The 24977-nt window shown below is 43.1% G+C and carries 19 protein-coding genes; 18 read left to right on the plus strand and 1 reads right to left on the minus strand.

From position 1 onward, the window contains the following. The first annotated feature begins 86 nt into the window (after positions 1-86). A complete protein-coding gene (locus tag A3IE_RS0104595; RefSeq protein WP_020394418.1) occupies positions 87-1232 on the plus strand; it encodes a pyridoxal phosphate-dependent aminotransferase in 1146 nt (381 codons plus the stop codon). 8 nt (positions 1233-1240) lie between these two features. Further along, entirely contained in the window at positions 1241-2026 is a 786-nt protein-coding gene (locus A3IE_RS0104600; RefSeq protein WP_020394419.1) for an amidohydrolase, read from the plus strand. 34 nt (positions 2027-2060) lie between these two features. On the opposite strand, the gene tssA is transcribed toward A3IE_RS0104600, so the two are convergent. Then, positions 2061-3110 (minus strand): type VI secretion system protein TssA, encoded by a 1050-nt coding sequence (tssA, locus tag A3IE_RS0104605; protein WP_157832834.1) that lies wholly within the window; start codon positions 3108-3110, stop codon positions 2061-2063. A gap of 193 nt (positions 3111-3303) precedes the next feature. On the opposite strand from tssA, the gene tssB reads away from it, so the two are divergent. From tssB to A3IE_RS0104685, 16 genes are all read left to right on the plus strand, one after another. Continuing rightward, entirely contained in the window at positions 3304-3861 is a 558-nt protein-coding gene (tssB, locus tag A3IE_RS0104610) for a type VI secretion system contractile sheath small subunit (protein ID WP_020394421.1), read from the plus strand. Further along, entirely contained in the window at positions 3861-5351 is a 1491-nt protein-coding gene (tssC, locus tag A3IE_RS0104615) for a type VI secretion system contractile sheath large subunit (protein ID WP_020394422.1), read from the plus strand. Before tssB ends, tssC begins: the two co-directional genes overlap by 1 nt. Positions 5352-5388: 37 nt before the next feature. After that, complete coding sequence (locus tag A3IE_RS0104620) at positions 5389-5874, plus strand: Hcp family type VI secretion system effector (RefSeq protein WP_020394423.1); 486 nt, start codon at positions 5389-5391, stop codon at positions 5872-5874. After that, positions 5871-6662 (plus strand): type VI secretion system accessory protein TagJ, encoded by a 792-nt coding sequence (locus A3IE_RS0104625; protein ID WP_020394424.1) that lies wholly within the window; start codon positions 5871-5873, stop codon positions 6660-6662. The genes A3IE_RS0104620 and A3IE_RS0104625 overlap by 4 nt, the downstream gene beginning before the upstream one ends. Next, entirely contained in the window at positions 6662-7258 is a 597-nt protein-coding gene (gene tssE, locus A3IE_RS19885; RefSeq protein WP_020394425.1) for a type VI secretion system baseplate subunit TssE, read from the plus strand. Before A3IE_RS0104625 ends, tssE begins: the two co-directional genes overlap by 1 nt. Before the next feature lie 2 nt (positions 7259-7260). Further along, positions 7261-9132: a type VI secretion system baseplate subunit TssF gene (gene tssF / locus A3IE_RS0104635; RefSeq protein ID WP_026154781.1), complete on the plus strand. Its 1872-nt coding sequence runs from the start codon at positions 7261-7263 to the stop codon at positions 9130-9132. Then, the gene (gene tssG / locus A3IE_RS0104640; RefSeq protein WP_020394427.1) at positions 9096-10106 is read left to right on the plus strand and encodes a type VI secretion system baseplate subunit TssG; all 1011 of its coding nucleotides are present in this window, start codon (positions 9096-9098) and stop codon (positions 10104-10106) included. Before tssF ends, tssG begins: the two co-directional genes overlap by 37 nt. Positions 10107-10220: 114 nt before the next feature. Further along, positions 10221-11486, plus strand: coding sequence for a vWA domain-containing protein (locus tag A3IE_RS21875; protein WP_083900574.1), 1266 nt, complete (start codon positions 10221-10223; stop codon positions 11484-11486). Between the two features lie 16 nt (positions 11487-11502). Then, positions 11503-13023 (plus strand): serine/threonine-protein kinase, encoded by a 1521-nt coding sequence (locus A3IE_RS0104650; RefSeq protein ID WP_020394429.1) that lies wholly within the window; start codon positions 11503-11505, stop codon positions 13021-13023. A gap of 102 nt (positions 13024-13125) precedes the next feature. Continuing rightward, complete coding sequence (gene tssH, locus A3IE_RS0104655; RefSeq protein WP_020394430.1) at positions 13126-15852, plus strand: type VI secretion system ATPase TssH; 2727 nt, start codon at positions 13126-13128, stop codon at positions 15850-15852. A gap of 10 nt (positions 15853-15862) precedes the next feature. Then, positions 15863-17386 (plus strand): type VI secretion system-associated FHA domain protein TagH, encoded by a 1524-nt coding sequence (gene tagH, locus A3IE_RS0104660; protein ID WP_020394431.1) that lies wholly within the window; start codon positions 15863-15865, stop codon positions 17384-17386. Beyond that, entirely contained in the window at positions 17376-18710 is a 1335-nt protein-coding gene (tssK, locus tag A3IE_RS0104665) for a type VI secretion system baseplate subunit TssK (RefSeq protein WP_020394432.1), read from the plus strand. Before tagH ends, tssK begins: the two co-directional genes overlap by 11 nt. Before the next feature lie 13 nt (positions 18711-18723). Continuing rightward, positions 18724-20031, plus strand: a complete 1308-nt coding sequence (gene icmH, locus A3IE_RS19895; RefSeq protein WP_020394433.1) for a type IVB secretion system protein IcmH/DotU — start codon at positions 18724-18726, stop codon at positions 20029-20031. A gap of 15 nt (positions 20032-20046) precedes the next feature. Beyond that, positions 20047-23466, plus strand: a complete 3420-nt coding sequence (gene tssM, locus A3IE_RS0104675; protein ID WP_020394434.1) for a type VI secretion system membrane subunit TssM — start codon at positions 20047-20049, stop codon at positions 23464-23466. Further along, positions 23451-24230: a type VI secretion system-associated protein TagF gene (gene tagF / locus A3IE_RS0104680; RefSeq protein WP_020394435.1), complete on the plus strand. Its 780-nt coding sequence runs from the start codon at positions 23451-23453 to the stop codon at positions 24228-24230. The genes tssM and tagF overlap by 16 nt, the downstream gene beginning before the upstream one ends. A gap of 9 nt (positions 24231-24239) precedes the next feature. Further along, positions 24240-24977, plus strand: coding sequence for a PP2C family protein-serine/threonine phosphatase (locus A3IE_RS0104685; protein ID WP_020394436.1), 738 nt, complete (start codon positions 24240-24242; stop codon positions 24975-24977).

Consider the following 24977-nt stretch of genomic DNA (forward strand, 5'->3'; position numbering starts at 1 on the left):
ACTCTCTTAAGAGCGCTTTGTGTGCTTAACTTTCAGAGGCATTCGCTGCTAGACTAGGTTTTTTTGATCTTGTTGAGTGCGAGCTGATGCGCTATCCCGCCACAAAACTCCCCAAAGTGGGTACAACGATTTTCACCGTCATGTCACAACTGGCTTTGGAGCATAAGGCGATTAATTTGTCACAAGGTTTTCCTGATTTTGATGGGCCGTCAAGTCTGTTGGCTGGCGTAGGCGAGTATATTGCTAGTGGCGCTAATCAATATGCTCCTATGGCGGGTATGCCGGTGTTGCGTGAGCAAATTGCTGCAAAAGTAGCGCGCTTATATTGCAATCCGGTTTCTGATCAGGAGGTCACCGTTACTTCGGGCGCAACGGAAGCGATTTTTGATGCGATTGCGGCAGTGGTGCGGGCAGGTGATGAGGTGATTGTCTTTGATCCAGCTTATGACAGTTATGAGCCAGCTATTGCATTGAATGGCGGAAAAACAGTGCATTTGCAGTTGCAGCCACCTAGCTTCCACATCGATTGGCAGCGCTTAGCAGATGCTATTACTAATAAAACTCGCCTGGTTATCATTAATTCGCCGCATAACCCAACAGGTGCTGTGTTAAGCCGAGCGGATTTGGATCAATTGGCGGAAATAGTACGCGATACGGATATCTTACTATTGGCGGACGAAGTGTATGAACACATCGTATTTGATGGGCGCGTGCACCACAGTTTCCATACGCACCCTGAGTTGTATGAACGTAGCTTTGTGATTTCTTCCTTCGGAAAAACCTATCACACCACAGGCTGGAAAATCGGCTATTGTGTTGCCCCTGTACCCTTGACCGCTGAATTTCGCAAAGTGCATCAATATGTCACTTTCTGCACCAGCACGCCGATGCAATTAGCGTTGGCGGATGTATTGCGTGATCACCCTGAACATGCCGAACAATTACCGCAATTTTATCAGCAAAAACGCGACCAATTTTTGCAACTCATGCAGGGTAGTAAGTTCCAGATGCAGCCTGCGGAAGGGACTTATTTCCAATTAGCTGATTACAGCACCCTTAGCGATTTGTCGGATCAGGCTTTTTGCCAGTGGCTGATTCGTGAGGCCGGTGTGGCGGCGATTCCCGTTTCCGTATTTTGTGAAACACCGCCTGAGATGCGTTTAGTACGTTTTTGTTTTGCAAAAGGTACAGCTACCTTAGAACAGGCCGCACAACGCTTGCGAGCACTATAGGATTTCTTATGAATAACAGTATTTTACGTGTCAGCTTGGTTCAAACCGAACTAACTTGGCAGAATGCAGCGGCGAATCGTGCGCGCTTTACTGCGCTACTAAAACCCTTGGCAAACCACACGGATTTAATTGTTTTGCCGGAAATGTTTACCACAGGTTTTATGATGCAGCCCGAAGCTTATGCAGAAGCTTTTGAGGGTGAAACATTAACGTGGCTAATACAAGAAGCTCGGCAGTTAAATGCGGCTATCGCTGGATCCGTCGCTATGAAAGTGGCGCAAGGTTTTGTCAATCGCTTACTGTTCGTCACCCCCGAAGGCGATGTGGATTATTATGATAAGCGCCACTTATTCCGCATGGGCAATGAGCAGCAGCATTATCAGGCCGGAACCGAACGCAAACTATTCAATTATCGGGGCTGGCGCATTTTGCCACAGGTTTGTTATGACCTACGGTTTCCCGTATTTATGCGCAATCGCAATGATTATGATCTAGCCATTGTTGTAGCCAATTGGCCTGCAGCACGTCGTTTGGCGTGGCGCACCTTGTTGCAAGCGCGGGCGATTGAAAACCAGTCCTATGTAGTAGGTGTCAATCGTGTGGGCAAGGATGGTAATGGTTTGGAATATAGCGGCGATTCTTTAACCATCAATTTTCGCGGTGAATTGATGATTGATCAATCGATTGGTGAAGCCTTTATGGAAACAGCGCGTTTAGATTTAGCAACGCTGCAAACCTTTCGCAAGCAATTTCCCGCTTGGCAAGATAGCGATACTTTTGAGCTAAAGCTTTAATCTAAACACTGACTTGTCTAGCTGAATAATAGTTTTAGTCTTTGATCCCAAAGAGTTGCTCAATGTGACTGACACTGTCAGGGTTTAAGTCTTCTACAATAGCAATAAAACTCTTACCCACTAAACGTTGGGCGCGTTTAAGTAAAAAAGGAATTGGGCTACTGGGCTCATAACGTGCGTAATAAGCACATATTTGCTCTAAAGCTTGAATAACCTGCTCATTATTCTGAATGGGCATAGTTTTATCGCGTACACTATTCGACATGTTCTGGACTTGTGCGGGGGAGTCATGGTTTGTTGACGCCTGTATGTCTGTTGGCTCATTCGAAATAGGTTCTGCAGTAAGCTGTTTAATTTTGTTCTCTAACAGTTTGCTGGCTTTAGTTAGTAGCTCAGTCAGTGCATTTAGCTCAAGCGTTTCCTCATTCGATATCGTGTGACTATCAAATAACTCGTTAATCGTTTTGACTTGTTGTGTACAGGACTGTAAGACCTGTAAGCTGCTGTTTAAGTGCTCAGGCTCAAGCTCTTGAAATAGACCCTCTATGAGACGGTAACGGTGTTGTTCTTCTTCTACAGTGGAGTTCTGAAAAGCCAAGCTTTCTTGCAATTGGCTAAAGCTAAATTTGCCAAGGCGTGGCGAGGCTAAGAGGGGTAACTTACTGACGCCTTGTACAAAACGCAAACTGGTCAATTCTAGTAAAGCATTTCTACGCATGAGTGCCGGTGTTGAATCTTCAGGATCTAGCTCAGGATATAAGCACTCCCAGTAGTTAGTTAAGAGTTTGTGAATCACATGTAGACCTTGTTCTAAGCCTTGAAACCCTTCTAGGTAAGTGAGCGCAAGGGTTAGATTGCTAGCGACGCGAAGGTCATGAGTAGTTTTGGAGAGCTTTAAGGCTTGCACTTTAACCTCTTTCCAATTCGGTTCGACCGCCGCTATGACGGAATCACCGATTTGGCGTTCTGGTTCCCCTTGCTTGGCTTTTTCCATGGCTAGGAATGCCTCATGGTATTCTGCCAGCTCACCACAAGCTTGCTGGTCGCTAATAGGTTTTGTGAGGTCTTCAAGATCAATCATCATTATTTCCATAAATAAAAATAATTAAATATAGATAAATTATATTAATTTTTGGTATTTAGAAGTACCAAAAAAGACTAACTTATATCTATACTAAAATTCAGGTTATCAATCCAATTATAGTTAAGTCTTACCTTCAGCTTTTAAAAGTAGTTGAATTAGGTTTTTAGTCGCTGTCAGCGTTTAGGAGGTTGCTATGGCTAAACAAAGTAGCCAAAAATTTCTAGCGAAAAATCGAGCTCCACGCGTTCAAATTGAATATGATGTAGAAACTTATGATTCTGATAAAAAAGTTCAACTGCCTTTTATCATGGGAGTAATGGCCGATTTATCGGGTAAACCCGCCGAAGCACTTCCATCGATTGATAAGCGCCAATTTCTTGAAATTGATGTGGATAATTTTGATGAGCGTATGAAAGCCATGAAGCCACGGGCTGCTTTTGTAGTGCCCAATACCTTAACAGGTGAGGGTAATCTTAGCGTCGATCTTACTTTCGAAAGTATGGATGATTTTTCGCCTGATGCGGTGGCACGCAAAGTAGACTCTTTGCGCCAATTGCTGGAGGCAAGAACCCAGCTTGCTAATCTCTTAACCTTCATGGATGGTAAATCAGGGGCAGAAGACTTGATTACCAAGGCACTCAATGATCCAACGCTGTTACAAGCGTTGGTTGCAGCACCTAAGCCTAAAGCAACTGAAACACCTGCCCCTAGTACAGATGAAGGCAGCGATAAGACCCAGACGGAGGCTTAATGATGGCAGAGCTTATGCAGCAGGGTGCTTCCACATCCTTGGGGTTAGCAGAAACTGATACTTTCGCTGAGTTATTGAAAAAGGAATTCAAGCCGAAAACGGATGAGTCGCGTACTGCGGTTGAAAAGGCCGTAAAAACCTTAGCTGAACAAGCGTTAGCAAATACGACCTTAGTAACCGATGATGCGATTAATAGTATTCAGTCAATGATAGCTTTGATTGATAAACGTTTGTCTGAACAGGTCAATTTAATTATTCACCATGCCGACTTTCAAGCTTTAGAAAGCAGTTGGCGCGGCTTGCATTATTTGGTGAATAACACGGAAACCGACGAGATGTTGAAAATCCGTGTTTTGAATATTTCTAAAAAAGATCTTTATAAAAATCTCAAGAAATTTAAAGGAACAGCTTGGGATCAAAGTCCGGTCTTTAAAAAAATCTATGAAGAGCAATATGGCCAGTTTGGTGGTGAACCATTTGGTTGTTTAATGGGCGATTACTACTTTGATCAGAGCGCACCGGATGTTGAGCTGTTAGGGGAAATTGCAAAAATTTCCGCAGCCGCACACGCCCCTTTTATCTCAGCTCCTTCCCCGACCTTATTAAACATGGATAGTTGGCAGGAGCTCAGTAATCCGCGTGATCTCACTAAAATTTTCCAAACCCCTGAGTATGCTGCATGGCGTTCTTTACGTGAGTCAGAAGACGCACGTTATATTGGCTTGGCTATGCCACGTTTTCTGGGACGCCTACCCTATGGGGCGACTACCAATCCAGTCGAAGACTTTGCTTTTGAGGAAGAAGTCAAAGGAACCAATCACGAGCGTTATTTATGGGTGAATGCTGCTTATGCGATGGCACGTAATATTAATCGTGCTTTCAAACTTTATGGTTGGTGTTCGCGCATTCGCGGTATTGAATCGGGTGGGGCGGTAGAAGATTTACCTGCTCATACTTTCCCCACCGATGATGGTGGGGTGGACATGAAATGTCCTACTGAGATTGCTATTAGCGATCGACGCGAGGCTGAATTAGCGAAGAATGGTTTTATGCCTTTATTGCATAAGAAAAACTCAGATTATGCGGCTTTTATTGGTGCTCAATCCTTACAAAAGCCTACCGAATACGATAATCCTGATGCTACGGCGAATGCTAATTTATCAGCACGTTTGCCTTACTTGTTTGCGACTTGCCGTTTTGCACATTTCTTAAAGTGCATTGTGCGCGACAAGATAGGTTCTTTCAAAGAGCGCTCCGATATGGAGGATTGGCTGAATCGTTGGATTCTTAATTATGTAGAACCGAACCCTGCTAATGCTTCGGAAGAGGATTTAGCCCGTAAGCCTTTAGCAGCCGCTCAAGTCGTAGTGGATGATGTGGAAGGTAATCCGGGTTATTACACCTCAAAGTTCTACTTAAGACCGCATTATCAGTTGGAAGGTTTGACTGTGTCACTGCGTTTAGTTTCCAAGCTTGATCGGAAACAATAGCTTATTAATCAAAACTGTTAAACGGAGGAGGTGAATAATGGCTGTTGATATTTATTGTAAGATTGAAGGGATTGAGGGCGAAAGCTCTGATGCTAAGCATGATAAATGGATCGAGTTAGATCATTATCATGTTGAAGTGTCTCAACCTGTTTCGGGTGAAAGTCGTACGGGTGGTCGTTCGGCTGGCAAAGCGGATTTTAAGGAGTTTACCATTCAAAAAACCGTGGATAAGTCGACACCTGATTTAAATATTTATTGTGCAAGCGGTAAACATATCCCTAAGGTGGAGATCGAGTGTTGCTTGGCTTCTGAGGAAAAGCATGTCTTCATGAAATACACCTTGGAGGATGTCATTATTAATGGTGTTACTGGTGGCGGCGCACACTCGGATACACGTCCTGCTGAAACAGTCAGATTCCGCTATGGCAAAATTAAATGGGAATACACCCCTATTGATCATAAAGGAAAGCCAGGGGCAAAAGTGGATCGTACTTGGGACATTGAGAAGAACCAAAAAGCATGAAGTATGAAGCATACTTGCGGTCAGGACAGTTGGAGGAGGCGCTTAATAGCCTTCAAGAGCAAATTCGTGCTGAACCTAATGTCGCCAAGTATCGTATCTCCTTGTTTCAACTCTTACTCATTTTAGGCGAGTGGCAACGTGCCTTAAAACAATTAGATGTATTACGGCAGATGGATACCAGTACACTAGCAATGGTGTATTTGTATCGTCCTGCCATTATCTGTGAAATGGTACGCGAACAGGTATTTAAGGCTAAACGTGCGCCCGTATTTGTGGGACAACCCAGCGATTGGCAGGCTTTATTAGTTCAAGTGTTAGGTTTAGTAGCGGATGGACGTTATGCCGAGGCGAGTAGCTTAAAAGATCAAGCATTTGAGTTAGCCTCAGCTAGCCAAGGTCAAATTGATGCTAAGCCTTTTGAGTGGTTAGCCGATGCAGACAGTCGTCTGGGGCCTAATCTGGAAGTGATTATGGAAGGAGGCTATCGATGGGTGGCCTTCAACCAAATTCAAGCGATGAGTATTGAGAAGCCTACTGATTTGCGAGATTTAGTCTGGTTACCAGCTCGTATTCGTTGGGTAGCAGGTGGTGATACAGCCGTGCTAATTCCTACCCGCTATCCTGATTCACAGAAACGTGCTCATGATTTTGCGTTGGCACGTAAAACGGAGTGGGAAGCGTTGACAGATGACTTTTATATTGGTTATGGACAGCGCATGTTGACTTCTAACCTAGATGATCATGCTTTGTTGGATACGCGTTTGATTGAGTTTTCTGGCAGCACCTAATGACGCTTACTTATCTGCCTTCTATTTTAGATCGTCTCGCAGATAATTCCTATGCACATAACTCTTTGGAGCTACATCGTCAATCGATTGCAAAGCTCGAAAATCAGTTAGCTGCTCCAGAATTATTAGAAGGGGATAGGCAAGCATTAGTGAATGAGCTACGTCAACAACGCTTGAGCTTTACCCTGTTGCAAAATACCTTAGGCTCATTACAAGGGATACGGGATTGTGTAAAACGTGATTTAGCATGGCTATTGAACGCTACCAATTTGTGCAGTGCTGAGCTATTGGAGTCCTATCCTGAGGTTACAACTTCGGTATTGAATTATGGTTTACCTGATTTAGCAGGCAAGACAGCCTCTAGTTTAGAAACCCTTAAATTAGAGTCTATGCTTGAAAAGGTTATTCGTACTTTTGAACCCCGTATCTTATCTGATTCTTTAAAGGTCAAATTAATCCATGACCCCACGGCTCAGTCCCATAATGCACTCGTGTTTGAGATTAATGGGTGGTTATGGTCTGAGCCTACGCCTTTGCGCTTACAACTGACTACGCAACTGGATTTGGAAAGTGGCGATATGAAGGTTATTGATTAGCTATGCACCCAAGGCTGCTGGAATATTACGAGAAAGAACTAAGCTTTTTGCGTGGAATGGGCAAGGAGTTTGCAGAGCGTTTTCCTAGTGCAGCACAACGCTTAGATTTGGGACGTTTTGAGTGTGCTGATCCTTATGTTGAGCGATTGCTAGAAGGATTTGCCTTTTTAACGGCACGTATTCAATTAAAAATAGATGCAGAGTTCCCACAGTTTACTCAGTATCTATTAAATATGGTTTACCCGCATTATTTATCCCCGATTCCTTCTATGTCGATTGTGCGTTTTAATCCTGACCTAGACGGAGGAGTAACGGAAACTGGTTTTGATTTACCTAAAGGCACTCGGCTTTTTACCCGATCGGTAGTAAGCAATGATACGCGCTGTGAATTTCGTACAGCACGTGATGTGAGGCTTTGGCCTATCCAACTGACGAAAGCGGATTATTTGGTGGCAGCCGAAGCAGGCTATTATCCTATTAAACCTAAAATCCCTAAAGCAGGTTTAAGGTTCAATCTCCAAGCTTGCAATGGCATTCCTTTAAAAGCCTTAGCTTTAGATGATCTAGTTTTCTATATTGATGGTGTCAGAGAAACAAGCGGACGTATCTATGAGTTACTGGCTGCACATACCTTAGCCATTATTGCCCAGCCCGTTACCGACGCTAATAGGACGCCAACGTGGCGTCAGGTATTGCCAGTCAGTGCGCTAGAGCTATTAGGGTTTGGCAAAGATGAAGCCTTATTGCCTTATACCGATGCTTCATTTGAGGCTTATCGGTTATTGCAAGAATATTTTGCCTTTCCAGAGCGCCTGCTATTTTTTAGGATCACAGGCTTAAAAAATATTTTACAACAGCTTCATGAGCAAGAATCATTAGAGTTAGTCTTTTTATTTAAAGAAAAAAATGAATTACTGCAAGGTGTATTAAGTACAGAAAATTTTATTTTAAATGCTGTTCCAGCCATTAATTTGTTTTCAAGGCGTGCTGATCGCATTCATGTCTCTACTACCACTCACGAGCATCACCTTGTTATTGACCGAACTCATGCTCAGGACTATGAGGTTTATGCCATACAAGAGGTCGTGGGTTTTGATGTTAACTTACGTGAACAACAAAGCTTTCGTTCTTTTTATGATTATCGTGGTGATCAAAAAGAGGGTAGTGCTTATTATACATGGCGACGTGTCCCTCATTTGCCACCTGCCAATCAACAAGCGGGGCGTCATTATCAAGCCAGTGAAGTTTATTTATCTTTAGTTGATAACAAATCAAGCCCTTATGCAGCCGATTTACACCAACTTGGGGTGACTGCTTTATGCACCAACAAAGACATTCCAGCCTACAGTTTTTATAATAAAGGCCGAGTCGCCTTTACTTTAGATGCCAGTGCACCAGTGAAAAGTGTCGAAAGTTTGGCAGGGCCAAGTCAACCCTTGCCTGCAGTAGTGGAAGGTGAATACGCTTGGCGGCTCATTAATCATCTCTCCTTAAATTATTTATCCCTGTTGGATAATGACCAACAACAAGGCGCTGCGGCTTTGCGAGCTTTGCTGAAGCTCTATGCAGATTTAGGTGTGGCGAGTAGACGCAAACAAGTTGAGGAGGGCGTGCTTTCGGTTAAAAGCAGGCCTATAGTACGCCGCATAGCGGGTGGAGGCCCCATTGCTTTTGGGCGAGGTATCGGTATTGATCTTCATTGTCAAGAGCGAGCATTTGATGGCTTAGGTGCTTTTTTATTGAGCTCGGTATTGGAGAAGTTTTTTGCCAAATACGTGACACTTAATAGTTTTACCCAATTAAGTTTAAGTACCGTGGAACGTGGGGAGGTAATGCAGTGGCCGATTCGCACAGGCACGACCATCCTGTTATAAAAGCTTTACATGAACAGCCCACTCATTACGAGTTTTATGCTGCCTTGCGCCAACTAGAGTGTTATTTTCGTGATAAACCCCGTTTGGGTGAAAGTGTGCGCTCAAGCGATGATCCAGTCCGTTTGGAACAAGAGCCTTCCAATCTCTTTGCACCTTCTAGCTTGTTTTCCTGCTCCACACAAGCAGATGGATATATGCGCTTACGTGTACTATTTTTCGGGCTGTTTGGGCCTAATGGTGCCATGCCTAATCACTTTACCGAATATGTACAAGAACGTAGACGTGTTGAGGTGCGTGATGAAGCGACACTGGCTTTTTTCAATTTATTTCATCATCGCTTATTAAGTCTTTTTTATCGTGCATGGGCAGAAAAAGAGCCAACCGTTCAACGCGATCGGCCAGAGACTGACCACTTTAATCAATATGTAGGTTCTTTACTAGGGCTGGGCATTGAAGAGCTTCAGAATCGTGATGTCATGCCAGATGACAATAAACGCTACTTCTCAGCTTATTTAGGCGATTCGCGTCATCATGTCAGTGGTCTCGTTTCTATCGTTGAGACATTTTTGAAGATTCCTTGCCGTATACAAGAATTCGTTGGTGAATGGTTGTGCATTCCTGAAGAGGCTCGCTCGCGTCTAGGAAAAAGCTCAGGTGGTCATTTAGGTATCGATACAGTATTAGGCTCACACAGTTGGCAGTGTCAATACAGGTTTCGCCTTATAGTAGGGCCGATGGACTTGGATGATTATGAATCCCTCTTACCTAGGCAAGCCAAATTTGATTTATTAAAAGCCCTAGTGCGGAATTATTTGGGTGATGAATTAAATTGGGATGTGCAGTTGATTTTGAAAAAAGAACAAGTGCCCACGAGTCAATTAAAGCACTATGGTTTATTAGGTTGGAATACGTGGCTTAAGGCAACAACGCGTTTAGAAAATGCCAAAGAACTAATTTTGGGAAGGCATCGTTAGTACCTATTATTGTAGATGTGTTGATTTTTTCACAAAATATCCTGTTGGTGATAATGAATATGCCTTTCTAAAGGCGCTAGTTTTAATCCTTCACTATTTTTTATAAGGGGACAAATGATGAAACATATTTTCTTTTACCTAAATTTAGGCTTGCTACTTGTCTTTTCACCTCTAGTACAGGCTAAAGATAGTGCTGTTATTGTTTTTGATGGCTCTGGTAGTATGAAAGCCAAGGTTGAGGGTAAATCAAAAATTGAAATTGCTCGCGAGGTAATGGGTGATCTTATCAAAGATTGGAACGAGGATATTGATTTGGGTTTGATGATTTATGGTCATCGTACCAAGTCTTGTGACGATATTGAGATGGTCGTGCCTGTTGGAAAGCCAGATGGAAATCGCATTATTGAGTCAATTAAAGCAATTTCACCTAAAGGAGAAACACCTATTGGAGAGTCCTTAAAGCAAGCTGCTGATAAACTGAATTATGTGGAAAGTCCCACTACCGTTATTTTGATCAGTGATGGTGAAGAGAGTTGTAATTCCGATCCTTGTGCTGTAGCAAAAGAATTAGAAGCGAAAGGTGTTAATTTTACGGCACACGTCATTGGCTTTGATGTCAGTGGAGAAAAACAAGCAAAAGCGCAAGAACAATTAAAATGTGTCGCAGAGAGTACCGGCGGAAAGTTCTTTGAAGCAAAAAATGCTGAAGGTTTGAAATTGGCTTTAGCAGAGACTGCTAAGGCGGTAGCACAACCGGCTCCCATAGAAAAAGCTGAGCCCATTAAAGCGTCTATGGAGGGAGATATTATATGGGAGGATTCGTTTGACCGTGATGACTTAGGTGAGGCTTATGAAGTAGTGGATGCCGATACCGATCGTATGGCGTTATCGGAAGGACAAATTATGATGGCTGCCAATGATCAAGGTAAGAATCGAATTCGCTTGAAACAAACGCTGGACGGGGATTTTGTTGCTAGCTTGAAATTAAGTTCTGATTTAAATCCATTTAATTATGCAGGGATCAAATTTGTTGCGGATGATACTAATTCAGTGGGATTATGGTTTGGATGTTTTAATCCAGGCTATGTCGTGGATGTGGCTTTAATTAAATATATAGGTGATGATGATAATAGTGTATCCAAACGTTCAGAGACTGAATGTAAAGAATCCAATATTTTAACAAAATACCTAAAACTAGAGAAAAAAGGCTTTAATTTTAAGGCTTATGCTAGTAATGATGGTGCAGTATGGGATTATGTTGGGGAGCAAACTATCTTTAAAAAAACAGGAAATATTGAAATATATAGTGGCAAAGAATACGGTCACGCAGTAGATGGCACTTTTTACTTAGATGATTTAGTGATCAGAAAATTAAAGTAGAGGTTTGTTTAATGGTATGACTAATCTACCAAAACTGATTAACTACGATATCAAACAGATTCTTGGGCAAGGTGGGATGGCAACGGTTTATCTCGCCGAACATATCTTATTGAAACAATCACGCGCTATTAAGTTAATGGCGGCAGAAATGTCTCAGGATAATCTGTTGGAGGCAAGATTTATCCGCGAAGGCCAGATTATAACTCGTTTGCAACATCCGCATATTGTTACTATTTATGACATTGGACTGTCAGATGCTGGTTATTTCATGGTCATGGAGTATTTAAGTGGGGGAAGTTTAAAAGATAAAATTAAACAAAAGGGTCGGTTATCCCAAGAAGAGTCATTGTCTATTGCCCGACAAATGGGTTCAGCTTTAGATTATGCCCATCAACAAGGTGTTATTCATCGTGATGTGAAGCCAGCTAATATTCTATTTCGTGAGAATGATATAGCTGTTTTATCTGACTTTGGTGTTAGTAAACAACGAGATTATGCAGGGGATTTAACCCGTGTCGGCTATACTATGCTGGGTACGCCCCGCTATATGAGTCCAGAGCAAATTACTGCAATGCCTGTGGATGGACGTTCAGATTTATATTCTTTGGCCTTAATTTTCTATGAAATGTTGACAGGAAAAACGGCTATTCAAGGTGATACGACCGTTCAGATAATGCGCGAGCATACGCTTGAGCCAAGCCCTACTTTACCTTCACCTTATCAACATTTTCAAGCAGTTTTAAATAAGGCTTTAGCTAAACAAGCTGAAGATCGATATGCAAGCGCTGGGCAGTTTATTGATGCTTTAGAAACAGCGGCTAAAACTAGCTCAGAAGAAGATACGATAATCATGGATCGGGGTGCATTAGTCACTAGCGCTAAGTTTGAGTCAGATTTACAATCTAAAAAAATCAAGCAAAAGTCTTGGAGTTATATAGTTGCTTCACTAGGCATTTTGTTAGTCTTAGTTAGTGGGGGATTGTGGTGGTGGCATACTATGCCAATAAGCAAAACACCTGTAGAGCAAAATAATTTGCATCCGGTAGTAAATGTAGAAAGTGATAATAAATACTCAGAACCTCTTATCCACCCAACCAGTCCAAATGAGCACCAAGCAATAATACCAAAGAAGCCTGTTGAAGCTTCTTCAGTAAAGTCTGAAACATTAGCACCTGCTATAAACGTCAACCCACAGAGCCTATCGCTTAAGAATCAGCAACCCTTAGAACCTCAATCCTCTAGTTCTTATGAAGGGAATGCGGCTAAGCTTGATGATCAAACTCCCATAAGCTCAACAACGCTAGTGAATACTCATGTGTCCAGAACGGCTGATTTCGTTCGTTTAGCTGCTAAAAAACCTTATATCACGCTCTATGATAGCTTTACAGAGAATCGATCTTCTTTGGCCTTAGTGCCAACTGGATCTGAGCTTAGGGTTCTTAATACTCTGAAGGATTCGGAGGGTATAGAGTGGTATGAGGCCGAATTTGAGGGTAAAAAAGGTTTTGTAAAAGTAACCCAAACAAAACCAAAGTGATCTACAAACCTGTAGAAAGGATATATACTTAAATCCTAGTCATCCAATATTGGTTTATTTTGGTTATAAATCCAATAAATCGATTGCACAAGGAGAGAGTCAATGTCCGAAATCAGTCGTGCAGCCTTGTTCAGAAAGCTTAATCCTCTCACTTACAAATCTGTTGAAAGTGCTACCGTATTTTGTAAATTGCGCGGTAATCCAAACGTTGAATTAGGGCATTGGTTTAATCAAATACTTCAACTACAAGACTCAGATCTACATCGTATTATTCAGGCTAGTCAGCTTAATCTTGCTCATTTAAGTCGCGACCTCACTGAGGCGACAGAGCGTTATCCTAGCCGCGCTAATGTGAGTTTAGATTTTTCATCAGATGTGATGAATGCTATTGAGCGTGGGTGGGTTTATGGAACTTTGATGTTTGGTGCTAGTGCGGTACGTTCTGCTTATTTGCTCATAGGTATTTTGAAGACAGATAGTTTACGAGATGTTTTATATGCCTTATCCAAGCAATTTACCAAAATTAATATTGAACAGTTAAGCACCGATCTAGCAAGCATTATTGCAGGCTCACCAGAAGATGTCCAAAAAGCGACGGATGGCTCACATTTAGGGGATGGTCCCCCCGGGGAAGACACAGGTGCTATTGCTCCAGCAGCGATGGGGAAACAAGAGGCTCTCAAGCAATTCACGATTGATCTAACCGAGCAGGCGCGCAGTTCAAACTTGGATCCTATTGTAGGGCGCGATACCGAAATTCGGCAAATGGTCGATATTCTCATGCGGCGTCGGCAGAACAATCCTATTTTAACGGGAGAAGCGGGCGTTGGTAAAACCGCAGTAGTAGAGGGATTTGCGCAGCGTATTGTCAAAGGCGATGTGCCGCCTGCCTTAAAAGATGTATCGATCCGAACCTTGGATCTCGGTCTATTACAAGCAGGTGCCAGTATGAAAGGCGAATTTGAGAATCGCCTTAAACAAATTATTGAAGAGGTCCAAGCCTCTGAAAAGCCTATTATTTTATTCATTGATGAAGCCCATACGCTTATTGGTGCAGGGGGGGCTGCCGGAACAGGAGATGCCGCCAATCTATTAAAACCGGCATTAGCGCGCGGTACTTTGCGCACTATTGCTGCGACGACGTGGGCGGAATATAAAAAGTATTTCGAAAAAGATCCTGCGTTAACACGCCGTTTTCAGGTGATCCAAGTTGAAGAGCCGAGTGAAGAAAAAGCCGTACTCATGCTGCGGAGCGTGGCGTCGGTCATGGAGAAGCATCATCAGGTTTCGGTACTTGATGAAGCCTTAGAAGAAGCGGTAAAGCTTGCGCACCGCTATATTCCTGCGCGCCAATTGCCGGATAAAGCAGTTAGTGTCTTGGATACCGCTAGTGCGCGAGTCGCGATTAGTCAACATGCAACACCGGCTGAAGTAGAGGACTGTCAAAAGCGCATTCAAGCTTTACAAGTAGAGCTTGACATTATTGCGCGTGAGGCTGCCGTCGGCTTTGATGTCACTGAGCGTCAGACCTTAGCTTCCCAGCGTTTATCTGAGGAGGAACAGTGTTTAGCAGCATTATCACAACGCTGGAATGAAGAGCGTGAACTCGTTAAGCAAGTCTTAGCCATACGGCAACAATTACGCACGGGTGCTAATCAGGCAGAAGGAACCCATACTGATCGAGAACAAGCAAGTGATGCGTTGGTAGAAACCGCTCAGGATAATTCAAGTCGTGCGCAATTATTGGACGAGTTAAAACAGTTGCAAGCTAAATTAACGGAGTTGCAAGGGGAGGCTCCTTTAATTTTGCCTGTGGTGGATGGACAAGCTGTGGCTTCTGTAATTGCTGACTGGACCGGGATTCCTGTAGGGCGCATGGTCAGAAATGAAATTGCGGCTGTCTTAAATTTGAGTGAGCGTTTAAACGAGCGGGTTATTGGGCAGCGTCATGCCTTAGATATGATTGCACGTCGTATTCAAACCACTCGTGCTGGCTTAGATAGTCCTGATAAACCGATCGGTGTTTTCTTATTGGCGGGCCCTTCTGGAGTGGGTAAAACTGAAACGGGTATCGCCTTAGCTGAGGCGTTATATGGGGGTGAGGAAAACATCATTACTATCAATATGAGTGAATTTCAGGAGGCGCATTCAGTATCCACCTTAAAAGGTTCGCCGCCGGGGTATGTTGGTTATGGTGAGGGTGGCATTCTAACGGAAGCGGTAAGACGTCGACCTTATAGTGTTGTTTTATTAGATGAGGTGGAAAAAGCGCATGCTGATGTCCATGAAATCTTTTTCCAAGTTTTTGATAAGGGTTGGATGGAAGACGCCGAAGGACGCTATATCGATTTTCGTAATACTTTGATTTTGCTGACCTCGAATGTAGGAACGGACTTAATCATGAGTATGTGCGCTGACCCTGAGCTCATGCCTGAGGTTGAGGGTTTAACGGCTGCGTTAAAAGAACCTTTACTTAAAGTATTTCCACCCGCCTTACTAGGACGCGTTGTCACTATTCCTTATTTCCCATTAAGTGATGAGGTATTGCATCTCATTATTCGTTTGAAGCTCAACAAAATTGTGCGTCGTGTTGCACATAATCATGGTGTGAACCTGAATTATAGTGATGAAGTAGTCCAGTTATTAGCGGCGCGTTGTAATGATGCAGAGAGTGGTGCACGGGTGGTTGATGCGATTCTAACCAACACGGTGCTGCCGACTATTAGCCAAGAGTTTTTAGAGCGGATGCTGGAAGCTAAGCCTTTGGAGTCAGTACACATTAGTGTCATGGATGGCAATTTCCACTACTCATTTGGTGCAAGTGCGTAAAGGATAGTGTATGGAGCTGACGCTAACGGTAACCTCATACAACAATCGACCACCCGAGCAGGTGCTTACTTATACATGGTTACAACAAGGTGGCAGTTTAGGGCGTTCGGTAGATAATGCGTGGGTTTTACCGGATCCACAGAAGATTGTTTCTGGAAAACATGCGCTGATTGAATACCACGATGATGGCTATTGGATTTGTGATACCAGTACCAATGGCTTATTTGTTAACGGGAGCGTGAAACCTTTAGGGAAGGGGAATCGGGTACGCTTGCAGGCTGGTGATGTATTGCGTTTAGGTTTGTATGAATTAACCGTTGCTTTAAAAGAGAGTAGTCTAGATCCTTACGCCGTTCTGAACCCTATTAATAAGCATATCCCTGCCGCTTTGCCTGATCATTTTAGTAATCAGTCTGATCAGATTATTGCGAATTATTCTAATGACGACCCTTTTGATTTTTTGATACACGATGCTATAGCTGTCCGTTCGGCAGAACAGCCTAAGCAAGCTCGACCCTCATTGGTGGCTGAGCAGGTTATCTATATGCCAGAGCCACAGCCTGTGGAGCGTGTTGCGCAAAAAAACGTGGAAAAAGTGCTTGTTGATACCAATCCTAAACCTGAGCCCATACCGAATGATCTGCGAGTACCGCTAGGGTGGGTTAATTTACTGGATACCCCAAATCCTCCTATGCCTGAGCTAGGGGGGGAGCACCAACGCATTGATGAGTCGATAGAAAAGATCATCCCAGATCTCATACTAGAGCAGCCGGAGCCTTTAGGATCTGCTCCTCAACTTGGTGCTGGATTTGATCCCTTTCTTGAACTTAATAAGCCGCCAAGTCGTGAAGCAGTGGTGAGTCCTACCCCCAATTTGAGCTTGCCCGAGCAGCCATCTTTATCTGATACCGTAAGAGCCCCTAATGATAATCAAGTGATTGTTGCTTTTTTTCAAGGACTTGGTTTGGAGCTCACTCAAGCACAGGTATTGTCGAAAACGCCTGATGAGTTATTGGCCTTGGGGCGTCTGATGCGCATTGCTATTCAAGGCACCTTGGATGTGTTACATGCCCGTGCTGAAATTAAAAGTGCCTTGCGTATGGATATGACCACGATTCAACGTATTGGTAATAATCCACTGAAATTCTCTATTAGCGCAACAGATGCCTTAAACAAATTATTGCTAGCTCGATCTGAGGCTTATCTGAGTCCGGAGCAGGCGCTGAATGAGGCTTATGAAGATATTAAGGCGCATCAATTAGCTGTCATGGCTGGTGTGCAAAGTGCTTTAAAACAAGTATTGAAACGTTTCGAGCCAAACAAATTGGTCGAGCGTTTAGAGAAAAATAACCCGATTAGCGCCAATATTCCCATTCAACGTCAAGCTAAATTATGGGGCTTATTTGAAACTTTATATACCGAGTTAGAACAGGAATGTGCTGATGATTTTCAGCGCTTATTTGGACTGGAATTTGTGCGGGCGTATGAGGCACAGATAGCTCAACTCAAGGGAGCTTCACACGATGGAAAGTAGTAGTGTTATCTGGCAAGAGGGTTTGTTTTTACGTCCGCAGTTATTTCAGCAGCAAGAGCGTTTTTTTCTCAATTGGATCGAGCAGCGTTGTAGTGTGTTAAGACCTTATCATTGGGGTTTGACGGAGCTGAAAATTGACAATGAATCCTTGGCACTGGGAAAGTTAGCTTTATTATCTTGCAAAGGCGTTTTTCCTGATGGCACTCCTTTTGATGCACCCACCAAAGTACCTTTGCCAGCGCCTCTCAATATTCCAGCTGATTTGAAGGATTGCAGGATTTTTCTGGCGCTAGCCCTTCAACAAGAAGGGGTAAGTCCCGTCGCTAATTCGAATGAGCTTAATCCTTTAGCACGTTATGAAGTCACCGATAAACCTATTCAGGATCTATGTACACCCGGATTAAATGAGACAGCGGAAGTACAAGTGGGTGTATTACGTTTATCCCTGCTGACCCAACACGATAATACACGAGCATTTGCCCTCATTCCTTTGGCACAAGTTCTAGAAAAAACCAGCGAAAATCTTGTGCGCTTATCCACTAGCTTTATTCCTAGCGTTCTACACTACCAAGCGACCCAGCCCTTAATCGGCTTTGTGCGTGAAATTTGTGGACTATTAAAGCAGCGCGGAGATGGTTTAGCTCAAGATTTGGCGAGCCCAGGCGCTGGCGGTGTGGCTGAAGTGAGCAATTTTCTTCAACTTCAACTGATTAATCGCTATGAATTATTGTTTGCTCATATAGAGCGTATGAGTGAATTACATCCTGAAGAAATCTATCGTTTACTACTAATGTTAGCAGGTGAATTAGCCACGTTTACCCGCAATGAACGGCGCACAGTGGCTTTGGATGCTTATTATCATCATGACCTAGAACTTTCTTTTAAACCTTTGATGTTGGAAATTCAGCGTGCTTTTAGTACGCATACCATCAAAAAAGCCTTACGTTTGGAAATTACCGAGCATAAATATGGCATTTGGGTAGGGAAAATTCCTGATAAGACCCTACTGAGTCAGGCCAGTTTTGTCTTGGCATCCAAGGCTAATGTAGCTCCTGAAAAGATTCGCCAAGCTTTCCCCAAGCAAACCACGATTTCGACTATTGAAAAAATTGCGACCTTAGTGAATTCGCATTTACCCGGTATTGATCTTTATCCCATGGCCGTTGCGCCACCGCAGATTCCTTATCATGTCGGCTTTACTTATTTTGAGATCAATACACAAGATGCTAATTGGAAGTTATTAGAAACATCAGGTGGTTTAGCGGTGCACATTGGCACAAGCTTTCCGAATTTAGAGCTTGAATTATGGGCTATTCGTAACTGAGAGGAGTTAAATAATGAGCCCAAATAACGATGATCCCTTTTTCATGTTCTCCTCCGATAGTGATCGTACCGTAATCCGACCGATACCCGGAGGTCGTACCCAAGATATACAGCAGCGTGGTCTTCCCAAAAGTCCGCCGGTTCAAACGATCTCCCTAGATCAATTAAGTAAAATTAACCCTTTAATCAATGCTGCATCCACTTTGTTGGGTTTATCCGCTAGTTTATATGGGCGACCTTCCCATCCTGCACCTAAACAATTACGCCAACAGTTATCGGCTGAACTACGTCAGTTTCAACAAAAAGCCTCTCAAGTTGGCATTGACCGACAAACTATTCAACTGGCCAGCCATGCACTCTGTACTACTTTGGATGAGGCTATTTTTAATACGCCTTGGGGACAAGAAGCTGGTTGGGCAGAACATAGTTTATTAAGTGAGTTTCATAGTTCGGTAGCCGGTGGTGATGAGTTTTTTCAGCACTTACGTGACCTTGGTAATAACCCTGCCCAAAATTTACACCTATTAGAACTCATGTACCTTGCTTTGAGTTTTGGTTTTAAAGGCCGTTATCAATTAGTCCAAGATGGAAAAACCAAACTAGAACAAATTCAGTCTTGGTTAGTACAGCTTATTCGCCAGCAACGTGGAACCAGTGACAAAACGCTGTCACCACATTGGCAAGGTGTTGAAGCAAAAAATCGTGGCGTGAAACGTTTTATACCGCTCTGGGGTATTTATGCTTTATCTGCTGCTGTGGCAGTACTCGCGTTTTCTGGTTTTTTACTATCGCTCGGGGCAAATGCTAGTCCCATTAAGCAAAAAATTAATGAAATAAACTTTGCCGCGAATACGGTGGTTCCTACCCCTGTAGTACCAGCGATAGGTGCAAATTTGAAACAGTTTCTTGCACCAGAAATTCAAGCCAATTTGGTTTCAGTGGGCGTTGCTAAAAATGGTCATCCTTTGATTCGCTTGAGAGGGGAACAAGGTTTATTTCAATCGGGGAGTGATGTTCTGTTGAGCCAGCGCGAGGCAGTAGTCAATAAGATTGCGGATGCTCTTGCCGATCCTCGTTTTGCGATAGGTGCTCTGACGGTGATAGGGCATACCGATAATGTACAGCTCAGCAATCGGATTCGTTTCAACGATAATTTTGATTTATCCAAAGCACGTGCAGAAAGTGTCAAGCAATTATTAGTATCACGTCAGCCTAAGCTGAAAATTAGTGTGCAAGGTAAGGGGCCGATGGAAAGTATTGGGGATAACAAAACTCCTGAAGGACGTTCTGTCAATCGACGCGTTGAAATCATCTTGGACTAAGCACGGAGCTACTTTATGCGTTGGTTGAGTACGATTATCAAAAGTTGGTTAGGGTCTTTAATCGGTTTACTGGCCTTAGGTAGTCTTATTTATTTCTTAGGCCCTGCCTTAAGTATTAAAGGTTTTCGCCCACTGGATTCAGCAGTATATCGCTATTTAGTGATTGGTTTACTGTTCATGCTTTGGGCGGCATGGCAAGCTTGGCGTTTTTGGCAGGCACGCCAAAAAAATCGCCAAATGATTAATCAGCTTGTTCAGCCTAGTACCCCCAGTTTATCACCCGATCAAGTGGCTTCTAAGGAGGAGTTGGATCAGCTTTCTGAACGTCTACAAGAAGCATTAAAACACTTAGAAAAAGCCAAGGCAGCTAATAAAGACTCTATGCATTTATATGAGTTACCTTGGTATATCATTATTGGCCCACCAGGCGCTGGTAAAACCACTTTATTGGCTAATTCGAGCCTCCATTTTCCTTTGTCCGATAAGTATGGCAAAGATGCAGTACGAGGCGTTGGTGGAACACGCAATTGTGATTGGTGGTTTACGGATGATGCGATTTTATTAGATACCGCAGGGCGTTACACCACACAAGATAGCCAACAAACAGTGGATCAGGCGGCTTGGTTAGGCTTCCTAAAACTATTAAAACAATACCGTGGGCGTCAGCCGATTAATGGTGTGTTGATTGCGGTTAGCCTCACCGATTTAGTGCAACAAAATACAGACATACAAGCGCAACATGCTAAAGCGATTCGTCAACGTGTTCAGGAATTATACGAACAATTAGGCATTCGTTTTCCAGTATACATGTTATTTACGAAAGCTGATTTAGTGGCAGGATTTACCGAGTTTTTTGACGATTTAGATAAGGAGGGTCGCGAGCAAGTCTGGGGCATGACCTTCCCTTATCAGGCTCAAACAGAAGATAATAAGGTCGGCCAATTCTCGGCCGAATTTAGCCTCCTAGAAGACCGGCTCAATCAGCAAGTGATTGAAAAAATAGATAAAGAACGCAGTGCTGAGCGCCGACGTGCGCTTTATCTTTTCCCGCAACAGTTCAGCTCGCTCAAAGAAAATCTACAACGTTTTTTAGATCAAGTTTTTCAATCTAATCGTTATGAGCAGAATGTTTTATTAAGAGGCGTTTATTTCACCAGTGCCACCCAAGAAGGGATGCCGATTGATCGCATTATGGTGTCCTTGGCTAATAGTTTTGGTGTCAATCCACAGCAGCTAAGTCGTTTTTCACCTCAAGGTAAAAGCTTTTTTATCAATCGTTTATTAAGCCAAGTTGTTTTTAAAGAATCCGGTTTGGCCGGACGTAATCTTCAAGTTGAGCGCAAATTACAATGGCTACAAAGTGGCGCTTTAGTGAGTGCAGTAGTACTAGGTTTGCTAGCGCTTAGCTTATGGGCTGTTAGTTATTGGCATAATCGCCAAACCCAGCAAGTCTTCTTGCAACAAGTGTCTGCACTTCAACAACAGATCGCTACAATACCTGCCAATGATACGAAAAAAGTTTTAGTTGCCTTAGATAATATTCAAACCTTAGCTTGGGAATACGCAGCGACTAAACCCTCATTATCATGGTTTAGTCGTCTTGGTCTGAATCAAGAATTACCCTTGCGTAGGGCAATGGATGACCAGTATCAAGTTCTATTGAAAGAGTCCTTAAGCCCACAGTTAAAGCAACTGCTAGAACAGCAAATAAATAATAGTTTACGTAAGCCTGACAAGGCCGATGTGCTCATGGGATCTTTGAGAAATTATCTCTTTTTGGGTGGGCAAGTGCCAGCCGGTATAGCAGCGCCGGCTGAAATACAAAGGTTGGATTGGAATAATAATGGGCAAGCGGGTGATGCTGAAGATAATAGCATTGCTATACATACTAAAAACTTATTGGGACTGGGCGGTACCGCGACTATTGATAAAGCCTTAGTTGAAGAGGCTCGACGTTCTTTACGTGAGATTAAGATAGATAAATTGGCCTATCTAGCGCTACAGCAAAAAGGCATTGAACAAGCGAGTTCTTTTAATTTTATTATCACTGACAAGAAAAACCTTTCTGGTATCGAGCAATCGTTTCACAAAAAGTCAAGAAAATCATGGACTAATAATGTTCCTGGCTTTTTCACTAAGCAGGGTTATGAAGCGGCTTTTTTGCCCAATTATAAAAAGGCAGCAGAACATTTTGCGAATGAGGCATGGGTATTAGGTTCAGACGTGGGGCGCTTACAAGACAGCAAAGAGCTAGCTGCTGAGTATGAGCGCTATTATCAAGAGGCTTATATCGCAGCTTGGCGTGATTTTTTGCAAGATATTACGGCAGCACCAGTCAAAGATTTAGAGTCTGCGAAAGCGGTACTGCTTGGCCTGACTTCTAATGCGGATAATATGTTATTTCGCTTAATGGAAGAAGTGACAGCACAAACTAATTTTGCGCCTAGTCAGGATAAGTCTTTAGTCAGTTTTTCTAATGAAAAAGTCCTTCCTCCCTTAGTTTTGGTTGATACAGAATTTAAAAAGTTACATGAGCGAACTGATGCAAAAAGTTTTCAGCGTATTAACCAATTAATTGATGATATTTACGCAAAATTAAATCAACCTAATGCTTTAGGTGCACTTGAAAATAATGCCCTAACCAATGCTTTAGGTGAGCTAAACAGTGAGGCTTTAAAGCTACCGCCTTTAATAGGTGACATCGTTAAGCAACTCACCCAATCCGTTAGTCAACAGGTTGTAGGTGAGATTCAGCAAAATCTGCGTTCTGATTTTGCTAAGGCATTAAAAGAGCAAGTGGGGGATTTTTGCAAAGAGCAGATAGCAAAACGCTATCCCCTAGTTGCTACTGCTTCATTGGGTGTTGAATTGGCTAATTTCACCAGTTTCTTTAATTCAGGTGGACGTGTAGCACAATTTATTGAACAGCAGGCAAAATCAATGCCTGTCGATAAGCTCACCCTACAAACTGCTCAAAACCAATTAGCTTTGGCGGTTCCGATCCGGAACGCTTTCTTTAGAACCGGTAGCTTAGAGTTTCTTTACGACATTAAAGCAGTTAATTTGTCGCCACAATTTCAAACTGTAGAGTTGCATACAGGGACGCAACGTCAAATCTTTAAAAATGGTGAAAGTAAAACATTCAAATGGCCTGATGGTAATAAGATTTTAGTACAGACCAATTTATTTCCTCTCCCTACTACACCGACTTCAGCAACCCCAAACGCCACAACTAACCCTAATATTCCTTTAAGCACTAATGAACCAGAAATAGTTGCCAATGAGCAAGGTGATGAGTGGTTGGTTTTTCGTTTGTTTGAAAAGAAAAAATGGATTCTGCCGGGGGTGGTTGAGTTTCAGTTAGTTGCGGGTACGGATGCTGCCTTTCAAGTGGCTACCAAAGAATTAAGGAGCTTCAAATGTCCGAGCTTATAAACAAGGTAGCCCGTCAAGAGGTCGTGGGGTATTACGGTAAAGTGCCGACGCAGGGCGATTTTGTAGGCAAGGGCTTACCACGCCAGTTTCGCGATAGTTGGGATACTTGGCTGCAAGAAGTGATTCATATCAGCCAACAACAGCTCGGCAGTCATTGGCTGCAATATTACCTGACTTTTCCCTTATATCGTTTCGCCTTATCAGCAGGCTTATGTGGTGAAAAAACATGGTTAGGCGTCATGATTCCTAGCGTGGATCAAATTGGGCGTTATTATCCCATCACGTTATGCCGCTCCTTGGTTCAGCCTACTAATTTGCTCAATGTGTTTGTACAGCATCAGATTTGGTATGAGAAGGCTGAAACGTTAATTTTATCTTGTTTAGATGACGCTTTTGTTTTAGAGCAGTTTGAAGAGCAGTTGAGTGCTATGGAGCGGGAGATTAATACTGCTCCCAATCCACTGGATGAATCAACTAGCATACAGCGTTTAGTACAAAAGCATGAACATGAAGCGTGGCGTGTTGGTATCAACGATAGTAGCGCGATAAATGACCTAGCCCCCTTATTCTTACCCCAACTATTACAAGACTGTTACGCGACCTATAGTGTTTGGCTCACCCAAGGCAGTGAACAGTGTCCTGCGTCTTTTTTATTAACCAAAGGGCTTCCTCCTTTTAAAGGTGCTACAGCCTTATTAGATGGTCAGTGGCAGCAGTGGGGATGGGAGACACAGTATAACCCTCTAGCAAAAAACGCTGGTTAAGGAGCGTTCATGAAGGACTCAACTTACCCAATACAGTCTTATGGATTAAGCCATCAAGGTAATGTGCGTGACCATAATGAAGATCATTTTCTAGATTTAAGTGCTGAGGGGATTTGGGTTGTTGCGGATGGTGCGGGTGGACATGATCGGGGCGAAGTCGCAAGCCGTTTAATTATAGAGGGCTTACAAATGATAAAGGCTTCAAACCTTTTGGGTAAATTTTTAGAAACGATTGATAAAACCCTACAAACCACGAATCAGCAACTGATTCAGATGCGCGAGCGTCCAGGAGCGGAGGGTATTTTGGGTAGTACAGTCTGTGTCTTAGTGATTCATGGCAATCAAGGTATTTGTCTATGGGCAGGGGATAGCCGGATTTATTTATTAAGGCATGGTGCCTTAAAGCTACTGACACAAGATCACAATCGTATGGATGAGTTTAGAAGCGCAGGTTTTACTGATCAGGAGTTGGCTAAATATCCAGTAGCACGCCAATTGGTTCATGCGGTAGGCGTTGAAGTACCTTTATTTTTAGAGATGAAGATGCAGGAGTGTTGCTCAGGTGATGTGTTTTTAGTGTGCAGTGATGGTCTGCATGGGGAGCTAGAGGATAAAACCATTGAGCATATTTTAAATAGCTACCCACAACCACAAGCAGCGGCACAAGCGTTAGTGCAACGAGTGCTTGAGGGTAAAGCTAAGGATAATGTGACAGCTTTAGTTGTCCAATTGACTACCACAGCCTAA

It is taken from the genome of Thiolinea disciformis DSM 14473 (assembly GCF_000371925.1).
Taxonomy (GTDB): domain Bacteria; phylum Pseudomonadota; class Gammaproteobacteria; order Thiotrichales; family Thiotrichaceae; genus Thiolinea; species Thiolinea disciformis.

Bases quoted from the DNA above. Each gene is read 5' to 3' on its own strand.
- A3IE_RS0104685 (WP_020394436.1), top strand. From the start codon at position 24,240: ATGAAGGACTCAACTTACCCAATACAGTCTTATGGATTAAGCCATCAA.
- tagF (WP_020394435.1), top strand. From the start codon at position 23,451: ATGTCCGAGCTTATAAACAAGGTAGCCCGTCAAGAGGTCGTGGGGTAT.
- tssK (WP_020394432.1), top strand. From the start codon at position 17,376: ATGGAAAGTAGTAGTGTTATCTGGCAAGAGGGTTTGTTTTTACGTCCG.
- A3IE_RS0104625 (WP_020394424.1), top strand. From the start codon at position 5,871: ATGAAGTATGAAGCATACTTGCGGTCAGGACAGTTGGAGGAGGCGCTT.
- A3IE_RS21875 (WP_083900574.1), top strand. From the start codon at position 10,221: ATGATGAAACATATTTTCTTTTACCTAAATTTAGGCTTGCTACTTGTC.
- tssF (WP_026154781.1), top strand. From the start codon at position 7,261: ATGCACCCAAGGCTGCTGGAATATTACGAGAAAGAACTAAGCTTTTTG.
- tssC (WP_020394422.1), top strand. From the start codon at position 3,861: ATGATGGCAGAGCTTATGCAGCAGGGTGCTTCCACATCCTTGGGGTTA.
- tssB (WP_020394421.1), top strand. From the start codon at position 3,304: ATGGCTAAACAAAGTAGCCAAAAATTTCTAGCGAAAAATCGAGCTCCA.
- tssM (WP_020394434.1), top strand. From the start codon at position 20,047: ATGCGTTGGTTGAGTACGATTATCAAAAGTTGGTTAGGGTCTTTAATC.
- A3IE_RS0104600 (WP_020394419.1), top strand. From the start codon at position 1,241: ATGAATAACAGTATTTTACGTGTCAGCTTGGTTCAAACCGAACTAACT.
- A3IE_RS0104595 (WP_020394418.1), top strand. From the start codon at position 87: ATGCGCTATCCCGCCACAAAACTCCCCAAAGTGGGTACAACGATTTTC.
- tssE (WP_020394425.1), top strand. From the start codon at position 6,662: ATGACGCTTACTTATCTGCCTTCTATTTTAGATCGTCTCGCAGATAAT.
- tssA (WP_157832834.1), bottom strand. From the start codon at position 3,110: ATGATGATTGATCTTGAAGACCTCACAAAACCTATTAGCGACCAGCAA.
- A3IE_RS0104650 (WP_020394429.1), top strand. From the start codon at position 11,503: ATGACTAATCTACCAAAACTGATTAACTACGATATCAAACAGATTCTT.
- icmH (WP_020394433.1), top strand. From the start codon at position 18,724: ATGAGCCCAAATAACGATGATCCCTTTTTCATGTTCTCCTCCGATAGT.
- tssH (WP_020394430.1), top strand. From the start codon at position 13,126: ATGTCCGAAATCAGTCGTGCAGCCTTGTTCAGAAAGCTTAATCCTCTC.
- tagH (WP_020394431.1), top strand. From the start codon at position 15,863: ATGGAGCTGACGCTAACGGTAACCTCATACAACAATCGACCACCCGAG.
- A3IE_RS0104620 (WP_020394423.1), top strand. From the start codon at position 5,389: ATGGCTGTTGATATTTATTGTAAGATTGAAGGGATTGAGGGCGAAAGC.